Raw genomic sequence first — 7,304 nt, 5'->3', positions numbered from 1 at the left:
GTGTGCGGACGGCCCGTCCGCACACCACCGTTCTGCGTTCCCGCCGCCGCCCGTACTGCTCCTGCTACTCCTGCCCGTACCGCGGGTCCACGGATTCCGGCGAGAGCCCGAGCAGCTCCGCGACCTGCTCCACCACGACCTCGTGCACCAGCAGGGCGCGATCGTCGCGGTTCTTGGTGCGGATCTCCACCGGCCGCCGGTAGATGACGATCTGCGCGGGCCGGCCCTTCTCGGCGGACACCGCCCGCCCCAGCGGAACGGTCTCCTCCTGGGTCCCCGGCACGTCGAGCACCATGAAGTCGACATCCGCCAGCTGCGGCCAGCGTCGCTCCAGCCGCTCCACCGAGTCCTGCACGAGATCGCGGAAGTTCTCCGCCCTGCTGATCGAAAGCGGCACCTGGGGCGGGGCGACGGGCCCGCGCATGCCACGGCCGTGCCGGTCCCGACGGCGTGGCCGCGGCTCGGAGGGGGGAGGCGGAGGGGACGGGTGGGGTGGTACAGGACTGTCCATCACTGACGCAGGGTAACGCCCCGGAGGGCGGGGCGGTCGCCGCTCACTGACGGGTCATCGGCATGTCCAATCCTGAACAATCCGGCCAATCGGTGGCTCGTTTCAGGCCTCGCTGCTGATCGCCGGACTCCTGCCGAATGACAACTTTTATGCCGAGTGGTGACCGGAATCGTTGCCGGTACGGCCCACGCCCCGGCCCTCCCGCGCAGGTGGGAAAGGTCGCCCGGAAGGCGGTTGTGCCGGACGTCACAGCGCGACACGGAGGGGTGACCCGGGGGAGAGTCGTCGCAGCCCGCTCAAGAGTGCGGTACCGTCCAACATCGTGAGCCCTGTACGTCGCTGTTCGCGCACCGCGTGCGGCCGCCCTGCCGTCGCGACACTGACGTACGTCTATGCCGACTCGACTGCGGTCCTCGGCCCGCTCGCCACCTACGCCGAGCCCCACTGCTACGACCTCTGTGCCGAGCACAGCGAGCGGCTGACGGCGCCACGCGGCTGGGAAGTCGTCCGGCTCTCCGATCCCTCCGCCCCCTCCCGCCCCAGCGGTGACGACCTCGAAGCGCTCGCCAACGCCGTACGGGAAGCGGCCCGGCCGCACGACCGCGGAGCCGACGACGGCCGGGGCGGCCCGCAGACGGCCGACCCGATGGAGGTCGCACGCCGCGGCCACCTGCGGGTGCTGCGTTCCCCGGACTCCTGACCCCGGCGCCGGACGATCCTGTCGCCCGCCTGCCCGGACCCGTGCGTACGGCCGGAAGGCCCGACGGTCCGCCCGAGTCGCCGCCGGGTAGTTTGGGCGGTCCGCAGGAATCTCAGGAGGACCGGCCCGTGGCTGCTGATCTGTCGCAGATCGTGAAGGCGTACGACGTGCGCGGAGTGGTGCCCGACCAGTGGGACGAACCGCTCGCCGAGCAGTTCGGGGCGGCCTTCGTCGAGGTGACGGGCGCGGACGCGATCGTGATCGGGCACGACATGCGGCCCTCCTCGCCCGGCCTCTCGGGAGCCTTCGCGCGCGGAGCCGCGGCGCGCGGCGCGGACGTCACGCTGATCGGCCTCTGCTCGACCGACCAGCTGTACTTCGCCTCGGGCAGCCTGGGCCTCCCCGGCGCGATGTTCACCGCCTCGCACAACCCGGCGCGGTACAACGGCATCAAGCTCTGCCGGGCGGGCGCCGCACCCGTGGGCCAGGACACCGGCCTCTCCGAGATCCGCACCCTCGTCGAGAAGTGGTCCGAAACCGGCGCCCCGCAGCCGGCCGAGGCCCCCGGCACCGTCACCGGGCGCGAGACGCTCGCCGACTACGCGGCCCACCTGCTGTCCCTGGTCGACCTCGGGTCGATCCGCCCGCTGAAGGTCGTCGTCGACGCGGGCAACGGGATGGGCGGCCACACCGTCCCCACTGTCTTCGCGGACCTGCCCGTCGACCTCGTACCGATGTACTTCGAGCTCGACGGCACCTTCCCCAACCACGAGGCCAACCCCCTCGACCCGAAGAACCTCCTCGACCTCCAGGCCCGGGTCGTGGCCGAGGGCGCCGACCTCGGCCTCGCCTTCGACGGCGACGCCGACCGCTGCTTCGTCGTCGACGAGCGGGGCGAGGGCGTCTCCCCGTCCGCGATCACGGCCCTGGTGGCGGCCCGGGAGCTGGCCCGCAACGGCGGCAGCGGCACCGTCATCCACAACCTGATCACCTCCCTCTCGGTCCCCGAGGTCGTCCGCGAGAACGGCGGCACCCCGGTCCGCACCCGCGTCGGCCACTCCTTCATCAAGGCGGAGATGGCCGAGCACGGTGCGATCTTCGGCGGCGAACACTCCGCGCACTACTACTTCCGCGACTTCTGGAACGCCGACACGGGCATGCTGGCCGCGCTCCACGTGCTGGCCGCGCTGGGCGGACAGCCGGGCCCCCTGTCGGAACTGGTCGCCCGGTACGACCGCTACACCGGCTCCGGAGAGATCAACTCCACGGTCGCCGACCAGCAGGCCCGCACGGCAGCGGTACGGGCGTCCTTCGCGGGCCGCGACGGGGTCACGACCGACGACCTGGACGGCCTGACGGTCACCGCACCGGACTGGTGGTTCAACCTCCGCGCCTCCAACACGGAACCCCTGCTGCGACTGAACGTAGAGGCCCGCGACGAGCGGACGATGACAGCGGTACGGGACGAGGTGCTGGCCCTGGTCCGCACGCCGGAAACCCCCGGCGTCTGAGAGGCGCTTGAGGGGCGGGGCGAGATCCAGCCCCTCCGGCGATCGAGGAGCGGGGCCGGGGCGGAGCCCCGGTTGCGGGAAGGGGCGGGGCGGGGGACCAGCCCCGCCGCAGGCGCACCCGTACCCGTGTCCCGCCCGCACCCGCCCCGTGCTCCCGCCCCACCCCGCACCCCCCGCCCTCCGGCGGTAGGCTGACGTGGCCTGATCCGTTGTCTGAAGGGACCCACCCCATGCCGCTCGAAGCCGGCCTCCTGGAGATCCTCGCCTGCCCGGCCTGTCACTCTCCGCTCGACGACCGGTCGGTATCCGACAACCCCGAGCTGGTCTGCACCGGCGACGACTGCGGACTGGCCTACCCGGTACGGGACGGCATCCCCGTCCTCCTCGTCGACGAGGCCCGCCGCCCCGCGTAACCGGCACTCGGGCACACGGCCTCGCCCGGCGCAACCGGCGTCCGGGCACCTGAGGCCGTCGCCCGTCGCCCCGCCCCGCACGGTGATCAGCATGTGATCGGAGGACCGTCCCCATGCTCGACGAGTCGCTGCTCGACGCCCCGGAATCCCTGGCCCGAGCCGACCGCCGCGACCTGCTCCGCGGCGCCGCCGAAGCCGGGGCCCGGGTCCGCACCGCCGCCCGGCACGCCACCGAGGCCGGGATCGCCGAACTGAACCCGGAGGGCCGCCCCCGCGCCGTACTGGTCGCGGGGTTCGGCACCGCCGCGTCCGGCGTCGCCGACCTCGTCGCCTCCCTGGTCGGCGCGTCCGCACCCGTCACACCCATCCGCCCCACCGGGGTGGCCCCCGCCGCGGGCGCGCTGCGCTGGACGCTGCCCGGCTGGGCCGGCCCCGTGGACCTGCTGCTCATCGTCACGGCCGACGGCGCCGAGCCGGGCCTCGCCCTCCTGGCCGAACAGGCGTACCGCCGCGGTTGCAGCGTCGTCGCGGTGGCCCCTCACCGGTCACCGCTGCGCGAGACCGTCGACGGGACGCGCGGCCTCCTCGTACCGATGGCCTCCGCCCCGCACGGCGAGTACGACGCCGAGACCTCCGCCGCGGGCCCCGGCACCCTCTGGGCGCTGTTCACCCCGCTCCTCGCACTGCTGGACCGGGTCGGCCTGGTCACCGCACCCGCCGATGCCCTGCAGAGCGTCGCCGACCGGCTGGACCGCACCGCGGAACGCTGCGGTCCGGCCATCGCCACGTACAGCAACCCGGCCAAGACACTCGCCGCCGAACTCGCCGACAGCCTGCCCCTGATCTGGACCGAGGGCGACGCGGCGGCCCCGGTCGGCCGCAGATTCGCCGCCGTCCTGGCCGAGCTGTCGGGACGCCCCGCCCTCGCAGCCGAACTGCCCGGGGCGCTCCCCGCGCACGGCGGGCTGCTGGCGGGCGCGTTCGCCGCGGGGGCCGACCCCGACGACTTCTTCCGGGACAGGGTCGAGGAGCCGGAGCCGCTGCACGCCCGCGTCGTACTGCTCCGGGACCGTCCCGCGGGCGGCCTGAGCGCCGCCCCCGCCGCCCGCGAACTGGCCCTCGGCCACGACACCGCGATCAGCGAACTCGAACCGGACGAGGGCACCGACCTCGAATCCCTCGCCGAACTGCTCGCGGTCACCGACTTCGCCGCCGTGTACCTGGCACTCGCGTCGGAGGCCCGCGCCTGACCGGCCGACGAGCCACCACCCGACCAAAACCGCCCGACTGGAACCGCCCCGCCGGAATCGCCCGACCGGAACCGCCGCGCCCGCCCCGTACCGTCGGCGAGCCCCGCACCGGAGCATCACGCCGACCGGCCCCGCAGCACACCGCACCCCCGATCCACGCACCTCACAAGGACGAATCCCATGGACCGGCTCTCCAACACCGTGCGCCCTTACGCCTGGGGCTCCACCACCGCCCTGCCCGAACTGCTCGGCGTCGCCCCCACCGGCGAACCCCAGGCCGAGATGTGGATGGGCGCCCACCCCGGCGCCCCCTCCCGCCTCACTCGCCTCACCGGCACCGGAGAAGCCGGTCCCGAGCAGTCCCTCACCGACGTCATCGCCGCCGACCCCGAGCGCGAACTGGGCCGGGCCACCGTCGAGAAGTTCGGCCCCCGCCTGCCCTTCCTCCTCAAACTGCTCGCGGCGGGCGCCCCGCTCTCCCTCCAGGTCCACCCCGACCTCGCCCAGGCCCGGCGGGGCTACGAGGACGAGGAACGCCGTGCCGTCCCGATCGACGCCCCCCACCGCACGTACAAGGACGCCAACCACAAGCCCGAGCTGATCTGCGCGCTCACCCCCTTCGCCGGCCTGTGCGGCTTCCGCGACCCCGCCGAGGCGGCCCGGACGATCGCGGCCCTCGACGTCGACGGGCTCAAGCCGTACGTCGACCTCCTCGGCGCCCACCCCGAGGAGGCCGCCCTGCGCGAGGTCCTCACCGCGATCCTCGGCGCCGAGCCGACGGAGATGGCCGAGACGGTGCACCTGGCGGCCGCCGCGGCCGAACGCCTCGGCGGCGCCCACGCCCCGTACGCCCGGATCGCCCACCACTTCCCCGGCGACCCCGGGGTCATCGCGGCGATGCTGCTGAACCACGTGGAACTCAAGCCCGGCGAGGCCCTGTTCCTCGGCGCGGGCGTTCCGCACGCCTACCTCGACGGCCTCGGCGTCGAGATCATGGCCAACTCGGACAACGTGCTGCGCTGCGGCCTCACGCCCAAGCACATCGACGTACCCGAACTCCTGCGCATCGTCCGCTTCGAGGCGACCGACCCCGGCGTCCTGCGCCCCGAGGCCGCCCCGTCCGGCGAGGAACTGTACGAGACACCCGTGGACGAGTTCCGGCTCTCCCGCTTCGACCTCTCGCCCGGCGCCGCCCCCGTGGACCTGACCCGGGACGCCCCGCAGATCCTGCTCTGCACCGGGGGCGCCCCGAAGGCGGGCACGATGGACCTCGCCCCCGGCACCTCCGTCTTCGTACCTGCCGGGGAGAGAGTGGAAGTGTCCGGTACGGGAACCTTGTTCCGGGCCACAGTGGTGGTCTGACGTACCACCCGCACCAGCTCCTGCAACAATGTCCGGCCGTACGGCGGCGCCAGGGCCGCAGCAGCGAAGAAGGGACACCAGGCACCCAATGAGTGCGTCAGGCGGAACCAAGGCGATCGTGGCGGCACTCGGCGCCAACCTGGCCATCGCGGTGGCCAAATTCGTGGCGTTCCTGTTCAGTGGTTCGTCGTCGATGCTCGCGGAGAGCGTCCACTCGGTCGCCGACTCGGGGAACCAGGGGCTGCTGCTGCTCGGCGGCAAGAAGGCCCAGCGCGAGGCCACCCCCCAGCACCCCTTCGGCTACGGCCGCGAGCGGTACATCTACGCCTTCCTCGTCTCCATCGTGCTGTTCTCGGTCGGTGGCATGTTCGCGCTGTACGAGGGCTACGAGAAGATCAAGCACCCGCACGAGATCGAGGCCTGGTACTGGCCGGTGGGGGTGCTCGTCTTCGCGATCATCGCCGAGGGCTTCTCCTTCCGCACGGCCGTAAAGGAGTCCAACGAGACCCGCGGATCGCTCTCCTGGAAGGAGTTCGTCCGCCGGGCCAAGGCTCCCGAGCTGCCCGTCGTCCTCCTGGAGGACCTCGGTGCGCTGATCGGGCTGGTCCTCGCCCTCGGAGGCGTCGGCCTGTCCCTCGCGACCGGCGACGGCGTCTGGGACGGCATCGGCACCCTCTGCATCGGCGCCCTGCTGATCATCATCGCGATCGTGCTCGCCGCCGAGACGAAGTCGCTCCTGCTCGGTGAGGCCGCCGGAACCGACCAGGTCGAGAAGATCAAGGAAGCGGTCGTCGACGGCGACACGGTCACCCGCGTCATCCACATGCGCACGCTCCACCTCGGCCCCGAGGAACTGCTCGTCGCGGCCAAGATCGCGGTGCAGCACGACGACACGGCCGTCGAGGTGGCCAACGCCATCAACGCCGCCGAGTCCCGCATCCGCGCCGCGGTCCCGATCGCCCGGGTCATCTACCTGGAACCGGACATCTACAGCGAGGCCGCAGCCGCGGCCGGCGTCAACCCCGCCAAGGCCCCGGGCGGAGCGCCCGGCGGCACCCCGGACGCCCCGACGGAATCCGGTCACTGACCGAACCCACCGCGACGGGCCGGTCCGCCCCCGTCGGCCGCCACCGCACCCGCCGCCCACCTGCCCATACGTCCTCCGGACATCCCCTCGCCCCGCTCTCCCACCGGCTCCCGTCACGTCCTCCCAGCCCGCCCGGCCCCGGGCGGGCTGGGAGGGACTGGGCCGATCGGTGTAGATTCGACGCCAGAGTCAGACGTCGCTGCTGATGGCGGTCGATCGGTCCCCACATGCGGACCGGCCGAGGGAGAGAGGGCCTCCGACGGACTGCGCTGCGAGCACCGGGCATTCGTGTGCCCGTCGCCGCAGAGCCATCCGTGCCCCACCTCGACCCATTCACGAGGAGCAGCCCGTTATGACGACGGTCGCCAACCGACAGGACTTCAAGGTCGCCGACCTCTCCCTCGCGGCGTTCGGTCGCAAGGAGATCACCCTGGCCGAGCACGAGATGCCCGGTCTGATGTCGATCCGCA

At 72.9% G+C, this 7,304-nt stretch carries 8 protein-coding genes; 7 read left to right on the top strand and 1 reads right to left on the bottom strand.

The window, feature by feature from the left end; all coding sequences use genetic code 11:
• Positions 1-64: 64 nt before the first annotated feature.
• Complete coding sequence (locus ACWCXX_RS40010; RefSeq protein ID WP_451136082.1) at positions 65-511, bottom strand: metallopeptidase family protein; 447 nt, start codon at positions 509-511, stop codon at positions 65-67.
• A gap of 322 nt (positions 512-833) precedes the next feature.
• On the opposite strand from ACWCXX_RS40010, the gene ACWCXX_RS40005 reads away from it, so the two are divergent.
• From ACWCXX_RS40005 to ACWCXX_RS39975, 7 genes are all read left to right on the top strand, one after another.
• Complete coding sequence (locus tag ACWCXX_RS40005; RefSeq protein WP_388992723.1) at positions 834-1,211, top strand: DUF3499 domain-containing protein; 378 nt, start codon at positions 834-836, stop codon at positions 1,209-1,211.
• A gap of 128 nt (positions 1,212-1,339) precedes the next feature.
• On the top strand, positions 1,340-2,722 hold the full coding sequence (locus ACWCXX_RS40000; protein WP_451136080.1) for a phosphomannomutase/phosphoglucomutase: 1,383 nt from the start codon (positions 1,340-1,342) through the stop codon (positions 2,720-2,722).
• 230 nt (positions 2,723-2,952) lie between these two features.
• Complete coding sequence (locus tag ACWCXX_RS39995; protein ID WP_451136078.1) at positions 2,953-3,135, top strand: Trm112 family protein; 183 nt, start codon at positions 2,953-2,955, stop codon at positions 3,133-3,135.
• 113 nt (positions 3,136-3,248) lie between these two features.
• The gene (locus tag ACWCXX_RS39990) at positions 3,249-4,385 is read left to right on the top strand and encodes an SIS domain-containing protein (protein ID WP_451136076.1); all 1,137 of its coding nucleotides are present in this window, start codon (positions 3,249-3,251) and stop codon (positions 4,383-4,385) included.
• Between the two features lie 180 nt (positions 4,386-4,565).
• Positions 4,566-5,747 carry a mannose-6-phosphate isomerase, class I gene (gene manA, locus ACWCXX_RS39985; protein WP_451136074.1) on the top strand — a complete coding sequence of 394 codons (1,182 nt, stop codon included), beginning with the start codon at positions 4,566-4,568 and terminating at the stop codon, positions 5,745-5,747.
• 88 nt (positions 5,748-5,835) lie between these two features.
• On the top strand, positions 5,836-6,834 hold the full coding sequence (locus ACWCXX_RS39980) for a cation diffusion facilitator family transporter (RefSeq protein WP_451136072.1): 999 nt from the start codon (positions 5,836-5,838) through the stop codon (positions 6,832-6,834).
• A gap of 352 nt (positions 6,835-7,186) precedes the next feature.
• On the top strand, positions 7,187-7,304 hold a 118-nt coding region (locus ACWCXX_RS39975; protein WP_353784146.1), incomplete at its 3' end, for an adenosylhomocysteinase.

This window comes from Streptomyces sp. NPDC001732 (assembly GCF_053596315.1).
This window is presented reverse-complemented; position numbering and strand designations above follow the sequence as displayed.